The organism is Streptococcus criceti HS-6 (assembly GCF_000187975.2).
GTDB classification, from domain to species: domain Bacteria; phylum Bacillota; class Bacilli; order Lactobacillales; family Streptococcaceae; genus Streptococcus; species Streptococcus criceti.
In genome coordinates this window covers 1,994,504-2,012,164 of record NZ_AEUV02000002.1, presented here as the reverse complement: position 1 = coordinate 2,012,164, position 17,661 = coordinate 1,994,504, and the positions used below count along the sequence as shown (strand labels likewise).

17 protein-coding genes and 1 tRNA gene are annotated in these 17,661 nt (G+C 41.5%); 14 read left to right on the top strand and 4 right to left on the bottom strand.

The genetic code is table 11. From position 1 onward, the window contains the following. Positions 1–208 precede the first annotated feature (208 nt). Complete coding sequence (locus STRCR_RS09375) at positions 209–1,141, bottom strand: FAD:protein FMN transferase (protein ID WP_004226584.1); 933 nt, start codon at positions 1,139–1,141, stop codon at positions 209–211. Then, positions 1,125–2,069 carry a DHH family phosphoesterase gene (locus STRCR_RS09370; RefSeq protein ID WP_004227893.1) on the bottom strand — a complete coding sequence of 315 codons (945 nt, stop codon included), beginning with the start codon at positions 2,067–2,069 and terminating at the stop codon, positions 1,125–1,127. The genes STRCR_RS09375 and STRCR_RS09370 overlap by 17 nt, the downstream gene beginning before the upstream one ends. Before the next feature lie 487 nt (positions 2,070–2,556). Between STRCR_RS09370 and STRCR_RS09360 the strand changes: the two genes are divergently transcribed. Continuing rightward, positions 2,557–3,321, top strand: coding sequence for a DpnI domain-containing protein (locus tag STRCR_RS09360; RefSeq protein WP_004225764.1), 765 nt, complete (start codon positions 2,557–2,559; stop codon positions 3,319–3,321). A 140-nt stretch (positions 3,322–3,461) separates the two neighbouring features. On the opposite strand, the gene yghU is transcribed toward STRCR_RS09360, so the two are convergent. Continuing rightward, on the bottom strand, positions 3,462–4,253 hold the full coding sequence (gene yghU / locus STRCR_RS09355; protein ID WP_004225840.1) for a glutathione-dependent disulfide-bond oxidoreductase: 792 nt from the start codon (positions 4,251–4,253) through the stop codon (positions 3,462–3,464). 157 nt (positions 4,254–4,410) lie between these two features. On the opposite strand from yghU, the gene add reads away from it, so the two are divergent. The 7 genes from add to rplS all read left to right on the top strand — a co-directional run bounded on the left by add (position 4,411) and on the right by rplS (position 11,025). Further along, complete coding sequence (gene add, locus STRCR_RS09350; protein WP_004229239.1) at positions 4,411–5,418, top strand: adenosine deaminase; 1,008 nt, start codon at positions 4,411–4,413, stop codon at positions 5,416–5,418. A gap of 66 nt (positions 5,419–5,484) precedes the next feature. Beyond that, positions 5,485–5,928 carry a flavodoxin gene (locus tag STRCR_RS09345; protein ID WP_004227763.1) on the top strand — a complete coding sequence of 148 codons (444 nt, stop codon included), beginning with the start codon at positions 5,485–5,487 and terminating at the stop codon, positions 5,926–5,928. A gap of 514 nt (positions 5,929–6,442) precedes the next feature. Continuing rightward, a complete protein-coding gene (sufB, locus tag STRCR_RS09340; RefSeq protein ID WP_004225789.1) occupies positions 6,443–7,828 on the top strand; it encodes a Fe-S cluster assembly protein SufB in 1,386 nt (461 codons plus the stop codon). A 434-nt stretch (positions 7,829–8,262) separates the two neighbouring features. Then, positions 8,263–8,949, top strand: a complete 687-nt coding sequence (locus STRCR_RS09335) for a VTT domain-containing protein (RefSeq protein WP_004229851.1) — start codon at positions 8,263–8,265, stop codon at positions 8,947–8,949. A gap of 94 nt (positions 8,950–9,043) precedes the next feature. Beyond that, positions 9,044–9,310, top strand: coding sequence for a chorismate mutase (locus STRCR_RS09330; RefSeq protein WP_004226829.1), 267 nt, complete (start codon positions 9,044–9,046; stop codon positions 9,308–9,310). Between the two features lie 80 nt (positions 9,311–9,390). Next, positions 9,391–10,578 (top strand): chloride channel protein, encoded by a 1,188-nt coding sequence (locus tag STRCR_RS09325; protein WP_004226469.1) that lies wholly within the window; start codon positions 9,391–9,393, stop codon positions 10,576–10,578. 99 nt (positions 10,579–10,677) lie between these two features. Next, positions 10,678–11,025 carry a 50S ribosomal protein L19 gene (gene rplS / locus STRCR_RS09320; RefSeq protein WP_004225403.1) on the top strand — a complete coding sequence of 116 codons (348 nt, stop codon included), beginning with the start codon at positions 10,678–10,680 and terminating at the stop codon, positions 11,023–11,025. A 187-nt stretch (positions 11,026–11,212) separates the two neighbouring features. Here rplS and STRCR_RS09315 read toward each other — a convergent pair whose 3' ends face one another. Continuing rightward, complete coding sequence (locus tag STRCR_RS09315; protein WP_004229175.1) at positions 11,213–11,563, bottom strand: MerR family transcriptional regulator; 351 nt, start codon at positions 11,561–11,563, stop codon at positions 11,213–11,215. 160 nt (positions 11,564–11,723) lie between these two features. Between STRCR_RS09315 and STRCR_RS09310 the strand changes: the two genes are divergently transcribed. The 6 genes from STRCR_RS09310 (at position 11,724) to ilvD (ending at position 17,393) form a co-directional block, all read left to right on the top strand. Then, entirely contained in the window at positions 11,724–12,902 is a 1,179-nt protein-coding gene (locus STRCR_RS09310; protein ID WP_004227895.1) for an MFS transporter, read from the top strand. 1 nt (position 12,903) lies between these two features. Next, positions 12,904–13,563, top strand: coding sequence for an NAD(P)-dependent oxidoreductase (locus tag STRCR_RS09305; RefSeq protein ID WP_004227399.1), 660 nt, complete (start codon positions 12,904–12,906; stop codon positions 13,561–13,563). 80 nt (positions 13,564–13,643) lie between these two features. Next, a tRNA-Arg gene (locus tag STRCR_RS09300) sits at positions 13,644–13,715 on the top strand. 339 nt (positions 13,716–14,054) lie between these two features. Beyond that, on the top strand, positions 14,055–14,510 hold the full coding sequence (gene nrdI / locus STRCR_RS09295; RefSeq protein WP_004226301.1) for a class Ib ribonucleoside-diphosphate reductase assembly flavoprotein NrdI: 456 nt from the start codon (positions 14,055–14,057) through the stop codon (positions 14,508–14,510). A 752-nt stretch (positions 14,511–15,262) separates the two neighbouring features. Beyond that, on the top strand, positions 15,263–15,604 hold the full coding sequence (locus tag STRCR_RS09290; RefSeq protein ID WP_004228567.1) for a metal-sulfur cluster assembly factor: 342 nt from the start codon (positions 15,263–15,265) through the stop codon (positions 15,602–15,604). A gap of 88 nt (positions 15,605–15,692) precedes the next feature. Continuing rightward, the gene (gene ilvD, locus STRCR_RS09285; RefSeq protein ID WP_004228137.1) at positions 15,693–17,393 is read left to right on the top strand and encodes a dihydroxy-acid dehydratase; all 1,701 of its coding nucleotides are present in this window, start codon (positions 15,693–15,695) and stop codon (positions 17,391–17,393) included. The last annotated feature ends 268 nt before the right edge of the window (positions 17,394–17,661 follow it).

The window sequence follows — 17,661 nt, the reverse complement described above, 5'->3', positions numbered from 1 at the left end:
AAAAGCGACCATAAGGTCGCTCAAAACAGACAGTTGCCGCCGTGGTAAAAAGACGATTGCCTCTATTTAAGTCAATCGTCGAGGGGATTTTCAAGACCCTAGGCTTGAAAATGAGCAATGGAACTCCGTTAGGAGGTCGCTTGCGTCCCTACCGCATAAGGCTAACTGTCAAAAAAATGTGAATACAAGTTCTTAAAAAATATTTGAATTAGCTTTTCAAGATTGGCAGGTTAGAGCTAGGGAAGATCTGGTTTTCATTGGTCACGACTATAGCAGCTAAATCTGGTACTCGGATGACTTCTGTCAAAATTTCTGATGGGGATTTACCAAAGAGACGAGTAGTCCAGATTTCCCCGTCAACCGATAGCTTGGAAACAATGGTTAGACTGACTGTCTGGCAATCGACAGGATAGCCAGTCTGACTGTCAAAGATATGGTGGTAAGTTTTTCCTTGGTAGGTAAAAGTACGCTCGTAAATGCCTGAAGTGACCACTGATTGGTCGCGGACGGAAAGAATGGCTAAGTGATTCCCTCGAGGAAGGCCGGGATTTTGAATACCGATACGCCAGTTTTGATCTGGATTATGATAGGCAGGTCCGAATGTTAAGACATTGCCCCCTAGATTGATGAGGCCAGCAGGGACACCTTGTTTTTTCAAAAATTCCATAATTCGGTCGGCAATATAGCCCTTGGCCAAAGCTCCTAGGTCAATTTTCATGCCAGCCTTGGCTAGAAAGACAGAGGAATTTTTCTCATCCAGAATAATTTTTCTAGGATCAATCAGAGCTAACTTGGCTGTTATTTCCTCTTGACTGGGAACCTTAGCATCGTCAAAACCAATTCGCCAGGTTTGAATCAGTGGACCGATGGCAATATTAAGATGACTGCTAGGGGCCAGACTGTGCTTTTTTCCCAGAGCAATCAGTTCAAAAAGCTGAGGATGGACTACGACAGCCTCAGTACCTGCCGACCGATTAATAGCCATTAATTCAGACGAATCATCATTAGCAGAAAAGCGATGGTTATAAAGATAAAGGAGTTCTTCGGCTTCATCCAAAATAGGTTCTGGATTTGCGTGGTAAATAGAGATATCAATAGTTGTCCCCATTAAATAAACTTGCCGATTAGTTAGTGTTAGCATGGGCAACAGCCTCTGTAATCTCTCGGTAAATTTGCTCGTTTTCTTCTAGGCTGTAAGAATTAGCTCCACTGGCAAGAGGGTGGCCACCGCCATCATGTCGTTTAGCAATTTCATTGATAACGACCTTTTTACTGCGGAGACGAACTCGGTAGTAGCCCTCAGGCTGCTCAACGAAGATAGCCCAAGATTGTACAAGGTCAATCTTGCCTGGCGTGCTGACAATGGCTGAGCTTTCAGCATCACTGACGTCAAACTCCTCCAGAACCTGACGAGTTAGGAGCAGACGGGCAGCCCCATTTTCATCAATGTCCAAATGGTCGAAGACATAGCCCTGCAGTTTAGCAATTTTGAAGGGGAAACTATCCATTTGACGAGAAATAGCCGCAAAATCAAAATCAAATTCTCGCAAATCAGCTGCAATTCTCAAAGTCTTAGGGCTGGTTGCATCGTAGAGGAAGCGACCGGTATCGCCAACAATACCAGCATAGAGGAGGCGAGCAGCCTCGCTAGTTAGCTCAAGACCAGTTTTTTGGGCAAAATCAGTGATGATTTCGCTGGCTGAAGAAGCTTGAGTATTGACATAGAGTAGGTCACCATAAGGGTCCTCATTAGGATGGTGGTCAATTTTAATCAGACAATCCCCACGCTCAAAACGCTCATCATCAATGCGGGGCGTATTGGCAGTATCTGTTACGATAACTAAAGCACCTTGGTAGGCGCTGTCAGCAACAGAATCCATCTTGCTCAGCCAGCCTAAACTCGGTTCATCACTGCCTGTCGCCAGCACAGTTTTATCAGGAAAGTTATAGCGTAAAATTTCCCGCAGCCCCAACTGACTGCCTAAGGCATCAGGGTCAGGCCTTTGATGACGGTGAATAATAATCGTATCGTAAGTTTTAATTTTTTCCAGAATCTGGTTGAAAGTCATAATCTTCTTCCTTAAATGCTTTTTATGCTATTATAGCACGGAATACTTCCATTGCTTGAAAAATAGTAAAAAAGAATCTATATATGGTTAAAATGAATTTGATATATTTGGTAAAATATAAAATGTCAAAGAAATTAGAAAAGAAGAGTACTACGAACAGCGATTAGCCTAATACTGTCACGAACTGATAGGAGTTGCCGCTTAACACCACACAAATGAGAGAGTGGGACAAAAATCGATAATTCAAAGAATTTGATTTCGTTGTTCCACCTCCGCACAGTTAGTTAGGATAGCAGCTATCACATGCATAGCAAAGGATAAGGATATCCAATCAACCACTGCGCCTAGCAAATAAATAAGGCTGAGAACTTTTGTCTCATCCTCTTCAAATGTAACGACATTGCAGAAAGAAAGCAAAGTTCCAACTGACATGCCTCTTTTTCCGATGTGTTTAGCTTGAGTATAAAAAGTAGAAAGAAGCAGATGAATGAATTTATCATTTAATTTAAGTGTAGCAAATGCTTATAAAAATAAGTCCCAAAGGGCCAGAGTGCTGACTGAAACTTGGGTGGCCCGTAATAGTTACTGTCCCAATTGCGGTTATGCCCCAATACATGAATTTGAAAATAACCGACCAGTTGCAGACTTTTGGTGCCCTTCTTGTGCGGAGGAATTCGAGCTTAAAAGCAAAAATGGAAAGTTTTCATCAACTATTGTAGATGGAGCTTATCAAACGATGATAGCCAGGATTAAGTCAAATAATAATCCTAATTTTTTCTTCTTAAATCACACCAAAGAAATGACTGTTAGCAATTTCATCGTCATACCTAAGCATTTTTTCACTCCTGAAATAATTATAAAGCGTAAGCCTTTATCTCCAAATGCTAAACGAGCTGGATGGGTCGGTTGTACTATTGATATGAGTAAAATATCAGAAAGGGGAAAAATTTTTTTAGTCAGTAATGGAAGAGTGATAAATCCTGATTTAGTTCAAGAAAAATTTCAGAAAACATTGTTTTTACGCCATCAATCTATTGATAAGAGAGGGTGGTTATTAGAAATGCTAAAATGTTTAGATAAAATTTCTGATAATGAATTTACGCTGAAAGACATATATACTTTCGAAGCAGAGTTTAAACAAAAGTATCCGGACAATCACTATATTAAAGAAAAAATTCGACAACAATTGCAAATATTACGTGACCAAAGTATTATTGAGTTTTTGGGAAAAGGAAGGTATAGAAAGTTGTGAGCTTTTGGATTAGATAGACAACCAATTTCTAACTTGGATTTGGTTAATCCGCTTAAAGAGGTAATCTCTGTATCTGATTGGTTGTTAAGCAAAAAATTAGGTGCCATAGCTAAATAAGCCCAGCACCTTTTAAAATCATTTTATTTTATTTTCTTATACTCAGCTCCAATCCCACGTTGAACAGCTGGACGTTGAGCAATTTTCTCAGTCCAAGCTTGTAGGTTCTTGTATTCTTGGACATTAAGAAAGATACCAGCCTTGTCCCAAATCTTGTCTTGGGCCAGACGGCCGTACCAAGACCAAATGGCGATATCAGCAATGCTATAGGTGTCTCCTGCAATATAAGGTTTCTTGGCTAATTCTTTATCGAGCAGGTCCAGTTGGCGCTTAGCTTCCATGGCAAAACGATTGATGGCATATTCGATTTTTTCAGGCGCGTAGTGGAAGAAATGTCCAAAACCGCCACCGAGGAAGGGCGCTGCGCCTGTCTGCCAGAAGAGCCAATTGAGAACTTCGTTACGCCCAACCGGATCTTTGGGGATCAGCTGATCAAACTTTTCTGCAAGGTAGAGCAGGATGTTGGCAGATTCAAAGACGCGTACAGGGCTTTCTCCAGATAAGTCTAAAAGGGCAGGAATTTTTGAGTTAGGATTGATAGCGACAAAATCAGAGCCAAACTGGTCACCATCACCGATAGCAATTTTGAAGAGATCATAGCCTGCTTCTTTAACACCTAACTCTTTTAATTCCTCAAACATAATAGTAGCCTTGATACCATTAGGTGTCCCCAGAGAATAGAGCTGAAAAGGCTGTTCTCCCTTTGGCAGATGCTGTTCAAAGCGGGCACCTGCTGTCGGCTGATTGATGGAGCCCCAAGCTCCACCAAGGTTAGCTGGATTTTCCCAAACTTCTGGTAATTGATATTCTGACATAGTCATAGCCTCCATTTTTTTATTTGGCTTTATCCTAACAGAAATAAAAAAAGAATACAAAAAATTGGCGCAGCAGGACTGGCTCGGCTAATCCAGTCACTTGAAATTCCTCAATTTTATGTTAAGATAGTAAAAATTCTTGGAGAAAGGAAACAATATGTATCAGCAGCTAGCAAAAACAGAACTTCATTGTCATTTGGATGGTTCACTCTCCTTATCAGCCATTCGTCAGTTAGCCCAGCTGGCCGAGATTGACATTCCAGAATCTGACCAGGAGCTAAGGAGTTTAGTGACTGCTCCGGAACATTGCCAAAATCTAATGGATTATCTGAAGACATTTGATGTTATCCGTCCGCTCCTACAAACTCAAGAGGCTCTGGAGTTGGCAGCCTACGACGTGGCTCGTCAGCAGGCTGAAGAAAATGTCATTTATAGTGAAATTCGTTTTGCTCCTGAATTATCCATGGATCAAGGCTTGACAGCCAGTCAAACAGTCAAGGCTGTCCTAGCAGGCCTGCAGCGGGCTCATGAAGAGTTTGGCATTGTCAGTAAGACTATAGTTTGTGGCATGCGGCAATCGAATCCTGAGTTGACTTGGGAAATTCTATCAGAAGTTGCAGACTTAGCTCCCCAAGGCTTAGCTGGTTTTGATTTTGCTGGAGATGAGCATGCCTTTCCGCCTGCCAAAATCGAAAAGCTCATCAAAAAAGTTCAAGAACTGGGCTATCCCCTGACCCTACACGCTGGTGAGTGTGGCTGTCCCCATCATATTGTCCAAACCTTAGAACTGGGTATCAAGCGAATGGGCCATGCGGCAGCTATTACCCATCACCCAGAGATTATCACTGAATTTGTTGGAAAGGGAGCAACGGCTGAGCTCTGCCTGACCAGTAATCTCCAAACCAAGGCTGTTCCTAGTTTAGTTGATTATCCTTATCAGGAGCTCCTCAAAGCAGGTGCTAAGATTACTATTAATACCGACAATCGGACGGTTTCTGACACTAATTTAACCAAAGAGTATGAGCTTTTTAACCGTTACTTTGCAACCAGCTCTGCTGATTTTCTAACCTTCAATCAAAATGCAATCTCAGCTGCCTTTATTAATCAAGAGGAGAAAGAGTATTTATCTAAAAAGCTAGAAGAAGCCTATCAGCCTTACTTATAAGATTTGCGTCTACTAAAAAGTTCTCTAATGTGCTATAATCATCTCAATGATTATTTGGAGGAAACTATGGCTTTAGCTAAAATTGTTTATGCAAGTATGACAGGCAATACTGAAGAAATTGCAGATATCGTGGCAGAGAAGTTAGAGGAATTGGGACATACCGTTGATGTAGATGAGTGTACCACTGTCGATGCCGCTGACTTTGAAGATGCTGATATGGCTATTGTTGCTACCTATACTTATGGAGACGGTGATCTTCCTGATGAGATTGTTGATTTCTACGAAGATTTAGCTGATGTTGATCTAAGTGGCAAGATCTTTGGTGTGGTCGGTTCAGGGGATACCTTCTACGATTACTTTTGTAAATCTGTTGATGAATTTGAAGATCAATTTGCTTTGACAGGCGCTACCAAGGGCGCCAATTCTGTCAAGGTTGATCTAGCAGCAGAAGACGAAGATATTGAAAATCTCGAAGCCTTTGCTCAAGAAATGTCAGCAAAATTAGGCTAATACTCAAAGAAAATCAGACAGCGGAGGGCATACAGGACAAAAGCTTTGGGAAACTTTTTGAGTTTTCGAAAATGGATAAAGCCGGGCTTCTCTCAAAAGTCGAACAAGCTGAAGTCAATGACGTATCATTGTGATTTTCAAGGAGTGTAAATAGTAGTAGAGGAATCGGCAGAAATTGTCGGTTCCTTTTTCGTGAAAATTCCTTGCAAAGAGGTTATAATGAAAAAGACCCTTTAGGGTCTAGTGTAGATTTTTAGGGGATGAGACGCAATCAATAGGACAGAGCCGTTGATTAAGCTCACCTCTGCGCCGTTGCTTGTGAACGTTTCAATAGCCCTTCAGAGGGTTTTACCCAGTAAAGAATTCAGCGATTGCTTTCGCTGGCTGGTGACAGGCTAAATGCTAAAGCATGCAGCCTATCATCACAAATCAACTACGAGGTGAAACTACCAAATTTAAAAATTAATGCAGCTGGTGATTTTACGCCAGCCTTTCCAGAATAGATGGAGGAAATATGGCTAAGAATAGAGATTACGCTTTTGGCTTCCACGACGATGTCAGCGCCCTAGTTTCGACAGGTAAGGGCTTGACCGAGGAAGTCGTTCGAGAAATTTCCCGAGTTAAAAATGAGCCAGACTGGATGCTGGCCTATCGGCTCAAGTCCTTAGAGCTTTTTCATCAGCTTCCTATGCCTGAGTGGGGCCCTGACCTATCAGGTATCAATTTTGATGATATTATCTACTATCAAAAACTGTCCAAGGACCGTTCACGTTCTTGGGAAGAGGTACCTGATAAAATTAAGGAAACCTTTGATCGTTTAGGGATTCCTGAGGCTGAAAAGCAGTACCTGTCGGGTGCCGCTGCCCAGTATGAATCTGAAGTGGTCTACCACAATATGAAGGAAGAGTTTGAAAAGCTGGGTATTGTCTTTACTGACACTGATACAGCTTTGCAGCAGTATCCAGAGCTCTTCAAAGAATACTTCGGTACGGTCATTTCCAATGCCGAGCATAAATTTGCGGCTCTCAATGGTGCAGTTTGGTCAGGTGGCACCTTTATCTATGTGCCAAAGGGGGTTCAGTGTCCGATGCCGGTGCAGACCTATTTCCGAATCAACAGTGAAAATGCTGGTCAGTTTGAACGTTCCCTCATGATTGTTGACGAAGGAGCTTCTATCCAATATATCGAAGGCTGCACAGCACCGTCATATACGACTAACAGTCTGCATGCTGCCAGCGTAGAAATCGTTGTTAAGCGCGATGCTTCCTTCCGCTATACGACCATGCAGAACTGGTCGGATAATGTTTATAATCTGGTAACCGAGCGGGGAATCGTTGAAGAAAACGGTACGCTGGAGTGGATTGATGGCAATCTTGGTAGTAAGGTTAATATGAAATACCCTTGTTCCCTTCTCAATGGGCCCCATGCCCGTTGTTCCGTTCTGTCCATGGCTTTTGCCAACTACGGCCAACACCTAGATGCTGGTTGTAAGGTTTATCACAACGCTCCGAACACTTCCAGTACCCTGATTTCTAAATCAGTTGCTAAGGATGGCGGTCGAACTGACTATCGCGGAACGGTCCGCTTTGCTGCAAATAGTAAGGGCTCTAAGTCTCATATCGAGTGCGACACCATTCTCATGGATGAGGAATCAAGCTCAGATACTATTCCTTTCAATGAAATTCATAACTCAGATGTGGCTTTGGAACACGAAGCTAAAGTTTCCAAAGTTTCTGAGGAACAACTCTATTATCTGATGAGTCGAGGCATCAGTGAAGAAGATGCCACAGCCATGATTATCAATGGCTTTATGGATCCAATTACCAAGGAACTTCCGATGGAATACGCCGTCGAACTTAACACCCTCATCAATATGAGTATGGAAGGATCAGTTGGGTAGCGGAAGCATCTAAGTTGATATTTAAAGTCTTGCTAGATTATGGCATAGAGTGTCTTGCTGATTTTTCTTACTAATGCAAAGGGGAAGGGCAAAAACTCGTCCATTATCCCTGTTTTGAAATAAACTCTTGGCGCAGTGGTTGGAAGCTATCCCTTGTATGGTAGTTAAACAGTCCAGTGGACTGTTTAAGATGGACGCTTAAAAACTAAGAAGCTCCGGCTACAGAAAGCCAATCAGCAGTGGTTCATTGGTGCTAAAGCACCTAATGAAACTGTACAGGGGTAAGACTTCTTGGCTTAGCCAACAAGTCTTACTAGTTTTACTCCCAACCACTCTGCGTCAAACTGTTATTACTGCAAAAATAGAAGTCTGGGATACTTTTCCCAGCCCCTAGCTTACTTGAATTTCGGCTATCAATCCCCTATAATAAGCCTATGTCATTGAAGAAAATAAATTTAAGAGGGCGGAGTCTACGACGCCTCATTGCCCTTTTGGGTCTGGTTATCGGGCTATTTTATCTGTCTTTCTTCCTTTACCGTTATCGAGATAATCTCAGCGCTTTCTTTAATCTTGAGCAGCAGGTTCTTTCCCTTGGCCGTCAATTCTCGTCAGCTAATGCGGTTAATTTTTGTGTTTTAATTCTGCTGACGGCACTGGGGTCAGCTGTTCCTTTCCTGTCCAATGCTGTACTTGCAGTTTTCAATGGGGTCGTTTTTGGACCGTGGCTGGGGCTACTGATGAATCTAATAGCTAACAGCCTAGGAAATTTTCTAGCCTTAAAAATTCTATCTAAAATTACTATCATAGAACGAGAGAAAAGCTTTTCTGAAAAGCTAGACTTCTTGAAGAAAATTGACAATCCCTATCTCGCTATTAGTCTTGGCTACATGGTGCCTATCTTTCCTACTCTTTTGGTTAATTATTTAGTCATCGAGTTGGACTTTCCTCTGAAAAAATGGTGGCCGTGTGTGTTAGTCGGGGTCTTTCCCACTTCTTGTTTATATGCCTTTGGTGGAGATGCCATTCTCAAGAGAAATATCAAGCGAGTCTTCATCCTCCTGGTTCTAGCCCTCTTGGTCTACCTTCTAGCAAGGGCTTACATAAATAAGCGAAGAGCCTAGTTTTACTTTACAGGGCTCTTTTTGTTATAATTTATTTATTTAAAACATAGATACCTTTTCTATTGAGGAAGGTTTTTCTGCTAAGGAGGATAAGATGGATTTAGAAGTCATTCGACAAAATATCGACAAAATTGATAAGGAATTGGTAACCTTGATTGAAAAGCGAATGAATTTGGTCAGCCAGGTCGCAGCCTATAAGAAGGAAACAGGACAACCTATCTATGATCAGGCGCGTGAAGAAGCTATCTTAGACAAGGTAGCTGGCCTAGTCCAAAACAAGGGTCTTGAGCCCTTTATCCGCGCAACCTTTACGGATATTATGAAAGAATCGCGGGCCTATCAAGCTCAAGAATTGAGCTAGTCTGAACTCAGATTGTACTCTCTCAATCAAGTTTTCGACTGTTGAGAAATTGCCTCAAATTTTGGTCATGGAGGAAATTCGTGTTAACATCACTAAAAAATAATTCTTTACTAGTTGCCACAGCCACCATCATTGGTCTAGTAATCGGTGTTATTGATATGGTCTTCGGTCGTGTTCTGATCCTTGTCAGCGATTTTCGTGATAACCATTTAGTCTGGACCTTACCCTTCCTTGCTCTTGCTGGGCTGCTCAGCGTTTGGCTCTATCAGCGATTCGGCGACGAAGCTGGTAAGGGGATGGGATTGGTCTTTGAAGTAGGTCACGATGAAAGGGACAGCATTCCTAAAGTCTTAATTCCTTTGATTATGGTAGCAACTTGGCTGACACATCTTTTTGGAGGAAGTGCCGGACGAGAAGGTGTAGCTGTGCAGATTGGGGCAACAGTCTCGCATTGGTTTGGCAAACGCATTCCGCTGGAAAATAACTCTCGTATTTTCTTAGTGACAGGGATGGCAGCTGGTTTTGCTGGTCTTTTTCAAATTCCCTTAGCCGCAACCTTTTTTGCTCTTGAAGTGCTAGTAGTCGGAGAATTAGCTTTTTCAGCACTTTTACCAGTCTTAATTGCTTCTTTAGTAGCCAGTCAGACTTCCTATGCTCTGGGCTTGGAAAAATTTGCAGTACCAGTCTCTGCTCATCTGGACTTGAGTCCAGTTGTCATTGGGAAATTGCTTCTTTTGGGTCTCTGCTTCGGCCTTGTGGGTAACCTCTTTGCGGCCAGCCTGGTTTGGACCAAGAAACAAGCCTATGCTTTTTTCAAAAATCCCTATTGGCGGATTGCTGCCATCAGTCTCTGTCTGACAGTCTTGCTTTTTTTGCTTGGGCAAGGACGCTATACGGGATTGGGGACTAATTTGATTTCAGACAGTCTCCTAGGTGGTAAGATTTATCCTTGGGACTGGTGCCTTAAATTAGTCCTGACAGTCCTGACCCTTGCAGCTGGTTTTCAAGGAGGAGAAGTGACACCGTTGTTTGCAGTAGGAGCCAGTCTCGGAGCAGTTTTAGCAGGCCTCTTTAATCTTCCAGTGGCCCTCGCAGCGGGACTAGGTTATGTCAGTGTCTTTGGTTCAGCTACCAATACCCTCCTAGCTCCAATTTTACTGGGCGGTGAGGTCTTTGGCTTTGCCAATACGCCCTACTTTGTCATCGTGGTAATAGCTGCTTTTCTCTTTAGTCATAAACATACGATTTATGCCTTGCAAAAACGCTAATCATAGTGTAAAATGTTTCTATGTGTGCAATGGACACACGAAAATACGGCTAATCCGCTGGGACAGGCACCTAAGATTAGTAAGATAGGAGAACAATAAATGAATCCATTAATCCAAAGTTTGACTGAAAATCAACTGCGTACTGACATTCCTGACTTCCGCCCTGGTGACACTGTTCGTGTTCACGCTAAGGTTGTCGAAGGTAACCGTGAACGTGTTCAGATTTTTGAAGGTGTGGTTATCTCACGTAAAGGTCAAGGTATCTCAGAAATGTACACTGTTCGTAAGATTTCAAGCGGTATCGGTGTTGAACGTACTTTCCCAGTTCACACACCGCGTGTTGAAAAGATTGAAGTCATTCGTCACGGTAAAGTGCGTCGTGCTAAATTGTACTACCTTCGTGCTCTTCAAGGTAAGGCTGCGCGTATCAAGGAAATCCGTAAATAAGAAACAGTTCAGTGAGCTGTTTAGGTTGAAGAAAATGGTTATTTCTTCAACTTTTTTATTTGTAAGATAAAAACTCTTAGAATGCTGAGCAATCAACAATTCTAAGAGTAGTCAATATTATCTATCATTCCAGAGTTTTTAAAATAAGTTTTGTCCATGTTTTGAACAGTCCATTAGGCTGTTTTTTTTATTTTTCTTCAGAATTTGATGACTTATCTTCTAAATGATTTGATAAGTTTTTGAACATGTCATTCAGAGTTAACAGACGTTTTTCAACTTTTTTAACAGAGGCTTCTAAAGTAAATCCCTCTTCTAACATTTCTTGGATTAAAAGTATTTTTTTGATGTTCATATAATCATAACGTCTGGTTGTCCCTTCCTTATCCTTCTGAGATTGGATAATTCCTTTTTCCTCCCAATAGCGGATTTTTCGAATAGGAATACCAGTGATTCGAGAAACTTCACCGATACCGACAACTAATTTTTTTAAGAGTTCCACATCCAATAATGCTGAGTAATCTTCGTTTCTTTTCTCCATAAAACAAGCCCTTTTTAGTCTATATAAGTTTTTCTGATAGCTCTATTTTACAATATTGAGAGTTAAAGGACAATTTTTCTTGACTATCAAAAACATTTAATCTACAATTGTTGTAGATTAAATACAATAATTGTTTATTTATTGCAAAAAGGAGCTTGACATGAGAAAAAATCGAGTCAACAGAAACGAAGTGATTTTAGCAACGTTACTATTTTGGTGTGGTCTTGTAGTTGTCGCCAGTAATTATATAACGATTCCTTTAATGTCTGTTTTTAATCAGCAGTTTCATGCCAGTTCAGAACAAACAGCCTTGTTAGGAACAAGCTTTTCCTTTGCTTATGCTTTTAGTTGTCTTTTAGTTGGAGTTTTATCTAACCAATTTGGCAGAAAAAGAATGATGGTTGGAGGCTTGATTTTATTGTCAGTCGTTACTGTTATCATTCCCTTTGGAAACCAGCTGTCTTGGTTAATTGTGGGACGGATGATTCAAGGAATAGCTGCATCTAGTTTTGCTCCCGTTGCTGTTATCTATATTTCTGAGAAATTTTCAAAAGGCTTTAAGGGGACAGTCGTAGGCCTCGTCAGTGCTAGCTTTTTGATTTCAGCGATTGTAGGCCAAATTGTCAGTGCTTATATTAGCCAGTTACTGAATTGGCAAGCAGTCTTCTATATATTTGGAATGATTTATTTGTTAACGGCTCTTATCTTATTTACCTATGCTGCGCCCGTTTCTAAACAAAATCAAGGAATTCATTTTTCTCAACTTTTGCACCAGTATTGGAAGGTATTAAGAAAAAAGAACTTAGCTAAACTTTATCTGATTGCACTCACGTTATTGTTTGTCTTTGTAGCTTTTTACACCGTTTTAGAAAACTATTCAGTTCATATACTTCATTTGAGTAAGACTATGGTTTTCAGGATAAGGGCTTTGGGGATTGTCGGTATGATGTTTGCTCCCTTGGCGGATAAATTGGCCAAAATGTTTGATATAAAACGAGTACTCATCTTGTCTTTGCTGTCTTCGCTTCTATCTCTTTTTATTGTTGCTGTTTATCCCTATCTCAATGTGTTGATTGTAATGAGCCTTTTATTTGTAGCCGGAATTTCAATCATTGTTCCCGTTTTAATTATTTTAGTGGGAAAATTTGGGCAGGAGCAAGCTGGAATCGCTGTTTCTTTTTATACCTTCACTTTGTTTTTAGGTGCCAGTTTTGGACCGCTTGCAGGAGTTCAGCTATTGACCTTGTTAGGGGAAAAAATAACCTTTTTGACCTTAGCACTGATATTGTTATTTAGTATGCTGATGGCATTTACTTTGGAGATTAAAGGAGAACAATAATATGCAGAAGGTATTAGTATTAGGCGCAACCGGCAGAACGGGAAGCTTGGTCATAGAAGAATTGTCTAAATACAAGTCTATTCAGCTCGTTGCTGGCCTAAGAAAGCCGGAAGATAAGGGGCGGCTGCCTAGGTTAAAGGCAGCGATAGAGACAGCAGTGATTGATATTGATGATGTCTGCAGTCTGCGCAAAGTTTTGATTGACAGCGACATTGTTATTCAAGCTATTCGCCTACGAGAAGATATATCAAAAGATGCTTTAATTGATCTGGATCGACGGATTCAGCAAGCTCTTAACCCCTCAAAGAAAACTCATCTGGTCACGGTTGGAGGTGCTGGATCTCTAAAATTAGCGAATAATCGGCGCTTTTGGGAAGATGAACATTTTCCAAGACAAACTCTACCTAGAGGAATTGCTCACGCTAAACTGAGAGACTATTTGGAAGAGTCATCTTTTGATCATACTTGGACCTATTTGATTCCTCCGCCAGTTTACATTGCACAAGGAGTAAGAAGCAATAGTTATGATTTCTATCCTTCAGCACAAAGAGAAGAATTTTTTCTCAATAAATCTATTTCTTATGCAGATTTTGCCTTGGCGATAGCAGATGCTGTAATGGAAGAGTGGCAGGGTGTTTACTTAATTTCAGGAAAGGAATAGCCTCACGTTTTAATTGCTTGAATCAGCTTCTTAGGGTTGCATTCGTTTTTAGTCTAGGGTACAATAGAGGAAGCTGATGTGTCTCCTTAGTTAAATGGATATAACAACTCCCTCCTAAGGAGTAGTTGCTGGTTCGATTCCGGCAGGGGATATATTTGAAAGCAAGAATAGTAGGAACTGAGAACTTACGACTCAGTTTTTTAATTTTATGCAGTATGAGTGCAAGTGGCTAATACTGGGTCTCAAACTCATATATAGTAGTGAAAATCATATTCATCCATCTTTTGCAGGCTGATTATTGTTAATCTCTGCATACTGCAGAGAATTAAGCTAGCGCAGCCACCGCTATTGGCACATTTTGAGCTTACTATTTACATTCTAGTTTTGTGAGGGTATTTTTATTTTCTTGTTCCTTTGAAATAATCATGCTACAATATCTTGTATAGAAATAAACAATCCAACACAAGATATTGTAATAAAAGGAGTTTTTCTTGAAGTTTGTATATATTAGCCTGAGCGGTAATACTAAGGCCTTTGTCCAGAAGCTGGTTGATTATTTTACCTTTAACCATGCCGATATTCCAGTTGAAACTTTAGATGTCAAAGAGTTAGTCAAGGAAGGTCAGGCTTATCCTGATTTGGATCAGCCCTATATAGCCTTTCTACCAACTTATTTAGAAGGTGGAAATGGTGTGGATAATGGTGATCGAGAGATTCTAACAACTGATCTGCGTCAGCTGATCGCAAAGGGAAACAATGCCCATTATTGCTTGGGAATTATCGGAAGCGGCAATCGAAACTTTAATAACCAATTTTGTTTAACAGCTTATCAATATTCTAACCAGTTTGGCTTTCCCGTTCTTGACACTTATGAGATGCGGGGCCTGTCTGCTGATGTGGAGCGAATTGCTGGGAAGATTATGATGGCTTATGATTTAGAAAAATAGACAGACAGAAGGGGAATCAACCCCAAAATTGAAAATTTTGGGTCTCACCAGGTTCTGGTTTTAGGGTGGTGACCTGAAGCGGTCTCTCCCCAGACCATTTTAACCCACTTCTGCATAGCTCAAAAGGCTTGGGGAACCTTTTGAGGTTAGAAATAAGATGAATGACAATCATCACATTCGTTTAGGTTTTCCGCTTTGACCTTGAGGCAAAGGGAAAAACAGCCAGCAGTGATTTATTGAGGCTGGGAAGAAAGCATTTCAGCTTTCTATTTTTTAACAGTAATAACAGTTTGACGCAGTGGTTGGAGGTCCTTATCTTGGGGTGCAGTCCCATTTTCAGGCACCCCCTTAAACAGTCCACTGGACTGTTTAACTACTCTGCAATTGTTAGCGGCCATCCTAGTCAGCTGTGCGGAGATGGGACGACGAAGTCAATTTATATAAAAAATTGGTTTCTTATACGTAATCTTCAAAGATTACAATGTTTTGTGGGTGAGAGCGAAGCCATCATGGCTGTTTGCCCCACTCTCTAATGAACTGTGCAGGGGTAAGACTTCTTGGTGCAGCCAACAAGTTTTGCTCCCAGCCAACTGTGCTAAGAGTTTATCTCAAAACAGATATACTGGACGAATTTTTTGCCCAGTTTAAAAAGCTTTGTTAACTAATGATTTTAGCTTATTTATAATGATTTTCATCTAGACAAATCGTCTGAATTGTGCTACAATTCTGAATTATAAAAGGGAGGATTCCTAATGCGAGATGATATCAAGTTAAATGAGCGTGCTAAGGCTATCAGTCAAGAGTTGGTTGAAAAGTTAGAAACCGTTTATGATTCAGAGATTGAGCTGGATATTTATAATCTTGGCTTAATTTATGAAATTAATTTGGATGACAATGGCCACTGTCGGGTAGTCATGACATTTACCGATGTTGGTTGTGGTTGTACAGAGACTCTCCCACTTGATTTGGCTGATACCCTCAAAACCATCGACGGGATTGATTCTGCTACGGTCGAAGTTGTTTGGCAGCCGGCTTGGAAAATCACCCGCATCAGTCGATTTGGTCGGATCGCTCTAGGAATTAGTCCAAAGTAACTTTAGATTTCTGGAAAAGAAGTGGCTGAGACTTTGCTTTGTCTCACCTTATTTTCACTTATCTATCTAATAGAGAAGAGGAAGTTTTATGACAGATGATATGAAACAACTCCGTCATCGTTCAGCTGTTTATGACAGCATGGTTAAATCACCTAATCGTGCTATGCTGAGGGCAACGGGGATGACCGACAAAGATTTTGATACTCCGATTGTTGGAGTCATCTCAACATGGGCTGAAAATACTCCTTGTAATATCCATTTGCACGACTTTGGTAAGTTGGCCAAGGTTGGCGTTAAAGATGCTGGTGCTTGGCCAGTTCAGTTTGGAACTATTACAGTTGCTGATGGTATTGCTATGGGGACCCAAGGGATGCGCTTTTCTCTGACTTCCAGAGATATTATTGCCGACTCTATCGAAGCAGCTATGGGTGGTCACAATGCCGATGCCTTTGTCGCTATTGGTGGTTGTGATAAAAATATGCCAGGTTCCATGATTGCCATTGCCAACATGGATATCCCTGCTATCTTCGCCTATGGCGGTACCATTGCTCCGGGTAATCTGGACGGCAAGGACATTGACTTGGTTTCCGTCTTTGAAGGGGTTGGTCACTGGAATCACGGTGATATGACTGAAGAAGAAGTGCGCCAAATTGAATGCAATGCCTGCCCTGGCCCTGGTGGCTGTGGCGGTATGTATACGGCTAATACCATGGCGACAGCTATCGAAGTTCTGGGAATGAGTTTGCCAGGTTCTTCGTCGCACCCAGCTGAATCAGCTGAAAAGAAGGCAGATATTGAAGAAGCTGGTCGTGCGGTCGTCAATATGCTTAAATTGGGTCTCAAACCATCTGATATCCTGACACGTGAAGCCTTTGAGGACGCTATTACAGTCACGATGGCACTTGGTGGATCAACTAACTCAACCCTTCACCTGCTTGCTATCGCGCATGCAGCTAATGTTGAATTGACCCTAGAAGACTTTAATACCATTCAAGAAAAAGTGCCGCACCTAGCTGATTTGAAACCATCTGGCCAATATGTTTTCCAAGATCTTTATAATGTCGGTGGTGTTCCTGCTGTTATGAAATATTTATTGGCTAATGGTTTCTTACACGGTGATCGTATGACATGTACTGGTAAGACTGTTGCTGAAAACTTGGCAGCCTTCCCAGATTTAACGCCGGGTCAAAAGGTGATTATGCCGCTTGACAATCCTAAGCGCGCCGATGGTCCTCTGATTATTCTTAATGGCAATCTGGCACCAGAAGGAGCTGTTGCCAAGGTTTCTGGTGTTAAAGTCCGCCGCCACGAAGGCCCAGCTAAGGTCTTTGATTCTGAAGAAGAGGCTATTGAAGCGGTTCTGAATGACGATATTGTTGACGGTGATGTTGTCGTTGTTCGCTATGTTGGTCCGAAGGGTGGCCCTGGTATGCCTGAAATGCTGTCTTTGTCCTCTATGATTGTCGGTAAGGGACAAGGCGACAAGGTAGCCTTGATTACGGATGGTCGCTTCTCTGGCGGTACCTATGGTTTGGTTGTCGGTCACATTGCGCCCGAAGCCCAAGATGGTGGTCCGATTGCTTACCTAAGAACTGGTGACACTGTTATCGTTGACCAAGATACCAAAGAAATCACTATGAAAGTTTCTGAGGAAGAACTGGAACATCGCAAGGCTGAGACAATTATCCCACCACTTTATTCCCGCGGTGTCCTCGGTAAATATGCTCACATCGTTTCCTCAGCTTCTAAGGGTGCTGTAACGGACTTCTGGAATCGAGACGACAAATAACCGATGGAACTCTCTACTTTAGAGGACTTGAAAATAAACATGACGAATAAATGATGAGTTTGGGACAAAAGGTCTCAAACTCTTTCATTTTATGCAGCATTAACTAATTGTTTAACGCAGTAGCTTACTGGAAGTCCCCGTCTGATTAAGACAAGTTTTGAACAGTTGTTTGGCTAAGGAAGGAAAAAAATAACAGCAGGAGAGCTTCGAATAAAAAGAGGAAACGGCTGACTAAAGAGAGTCCAATCCTAATTTGGACTTTTTTTGC

What these genes read in the sequence shown, in the direction of transcription:
- STRCR_RS09375 (WP_004226584.1), bottom strand. Translation starts at nt 1,141, where the DNA reads ATGCTAACACTAACTAATCGGCAAGTTTATTTAATGGGGACAACTATT.
- STRCR_RS09370 (WP_004227893.1), bottom strand. Translation starts at nt 2,069, where the DNA reads ATGACTTTCAACCAGATTCTGGAAAAAATTAAAACTTACGATACGATT.
- STRCR_RS09360 (WP_004225764.1), top strand. Translation starts at nt 2,557, where the DNA reads ATGAATTTATCATTTAATTTAAGTGTAGCAAATGCTTATAAAAATAAG.
- yghU (WP_004225840.1), bottom strand. Translation starts at nt 4,253, where the DNA reads ATGTCAGAATATCAATTACCAGAAGTTTGGGAAAATCCAGCTAACCTT.
- add (WP_004229239.1), top strand. Translation starts at nt 4,411, where the DNA reads ATGTATCAGCAGCTAGCAAAAACAGAACTTCATTGTCATTTGGATGGT.
- STRCR_RS09345 (WP_004227763.1), top strand. Translation starts at nt 5,485, where the DNA reads ATGGCTTTAGCTAAAATTGTTTATGCAAGTATGACAGGCAATACTGAA.
- sufB (WP_004225789.1), top strand. Translation starts at nt 6,443, where the DNA reads ATGGCTAAGAATAGAGATTACGCTTTTGGCTTCCACGACGATGTCAGC.
- STRCR_RS09335 (WP_004229851.1), top strand. Translation starts at nt 8,263, where the DNA reads ATGTCATTGAAGAAAATAAATTTAAGAGGGCGGAGTCTACGACGCCTC.
- STRCR_RS09330 (WP_004226829.1), top strand. Translation starts at nt 9,044, where the DNA reads ATGGATTTAGAAGTCATTCGACAAAATATCGACAAAATTGATAAGGAA.
- rplS (WP_004225403.1), top strand. Translation starts at nt 10,678, where the DNA reads ATGAATCCATTAATCCAAAGTTTGACTGAAAATCAACTGCGTACTGAC.
- STRCR_RS09315 (WP_004229175.1), bottom strand. Translation starts at nt 11,563, where the DNA reads ATGGAGAAAAGAAACGAAGATTACTCAGCATTATTGGATGTGGAACTC.
- STRCR_RS09310 (WP_004227895.1), top strand. Translation starts at nt 11,724, where the DNA reads ATGAGAAAAAATCGAGTCAACAGAAACGAAGTGATTTTAGCAACGTTA.
- STRCR_RS09305 (WP_004227399.1), top strand. Translation starts at nt 12,904, where the DNA reads ATGCAGAAGGTATTAGTATTAGGCGCAACCGGCAGAACGGGAAGCTTG.
- STRCR_RS09290 (WP_004228567.1), top strand. Translation starts at nt 15,263, where the DNA reads ATGCGAGATGATATCAAGTTAAATGAGCGTGCTAAGGCTATCAGTCAA.
- ilvD (WP_004228137.1), top strand. Translation starts at nt 15,693, where the DNA reads ATGACAGATGATATGAAACAACTCCGTCATCGTTCAGCTGTTTATGAC.